This is a genomic window from Pseudoroseomonas cervicalis ATCC 49957 (genome assembly GCF_000164635.1).
In the GTDB taxonomy this organism is placed as follows: domain Bacteria; phylum Pseudomonadota; class Alphaproteobacteria; order Acetobacterales; family Acetobacteraceae; genus Pseudoroseomonas; species Pseudoroseomonas cervicalis.
Map to the genome: position 1 here is coordinate 1 of NZ_GG771160.1, position 731 is coordinate 731.

The window sequence follows — 731 nt, forward strand, 5'->3', positions numbered from 1 at the left end:
GCCCGGGGGGCTGATGGTCGCGGGGCCTTACTTCGCCCCGCCATAGACGGGGCCGCCGCCATAGCCGGCCGGGGTGCCATAGGCCGGGGCGCCATAGCCCTGCGGCACGCCCTGCGGCGCATAGGCGCCCGGCGGCGGGCCGCCGGCGGCGCGCGAGACGCGGGTGCGGTCGCCGCGGCTGATCACCACGCGGTCATTCACCTGCAGCCCCTCCTCGTTGGTCTGCACCACCGAGATGTCGCCGCCATGGTCCTCGCGGATGAAGAACTCGACCGCGTTGGTGGTGCCGACGCCGCGGCCGATGGCATTGCCGGCCAGGCCGCCGATCACCGCGCCGCCCAGCCCGGCCAGCGCGTTGGAGCGCCAGTCGCCGCCGATGAAGCTGCCGGCGACACCGCCGGCCACCGCGCCCGCCGCCGTGCCGACGCCGGCGCTGCCCTCGTTCTGCACCTGCACCGGCCGCATGCCGACGATCGTGCCGTAGGAGACCGAGGCGGCGCGGCCCATGCCGTAGCTGCTGTAGGTGGTGCCGGTGTTCTGCGGCGCGCAGGCCGCCACCGTGCCGCCCACCAGCAGCACAGCGAGGCCGGCGCGAAGGCCGCGGGAGAGGCGAGAAGGCGCGGGCATGGCGGTATCCCCTTGTCACTTTGGCATCGGGCCGCGCGACGGGCGCGGCCTGTGGCAGATTACCGCCCGGGCCGCGCCTGGCCAGAGCGGGCCAGGGCGTCCGG

The 731-nt window shown here is 75.9% G+C and carries 1 protein-coding gene; it reads right to left on the reverse strand.

All coding sequences use genetic code 11. The annotated features are described in order from the left end of the window. Positions 1 to 27: 27 nt before the first annotated feature. Positions 28 to 627: an outer membrane lipoprotein gene (locus tag HMPREF0731_RS22340; RefSeq protein WP_007006546.1), complete on the reverse strand. Its 600-nt coding sequence runs from the start codon at positions 625 to 627 to the stop codon at positions 28 to 30. Positions 628 to 731 lie beyond the last annotated feature (104 nt).